This window comes from Streptomyces sp. NRRL B-24484 (assembly GCF_000717715.1).
Taxonomy (GTDB): Bacteria; Actinomycetota; Actinomycetes; order Streptomycetales; family Streptomycetaceae; genus Kitasatospora.
The window spans coordinates 1-205 of record NZ_JOAI01000182.1; the positions used below are offsets into that span (position 1 = coordinate 1).

General features: G+C 69.3%; 1 protein-coding gene. It reads right to left on the reverse strand.

Translation table 11 applies throughout. The features are described 5' to 3' along the window. On the reverse strand, nucleotides 1–205 hold a 205-nt coding region (locus IE98_RS0141835), incomplete at both ends, for an Hsp20/alpha crystallin family protein (protein WP_030278073.1).

The following is a 205-nucleotide window of genomic DNA, read 5'->3' on the forward strand; positions in this document are numbered from 1 at the left end:
CTCGGACAGCTCCCACTTGACGCCCTCGCCTTCCTGGCGCGGGCGGCGTTCGGCCTTGACGGTCACCATGTTCCGCTCGACGTCGATGTCGATCGCCTCCGGGTCGACGCCCGGCAGGTCGAAGCAGATCACGTACTCGTCACCCGCGCGGTAGGCGTCCAGCGGCATCGGCGTCGGACGCGACCAGGTGCCGGTCGTGTTGAGG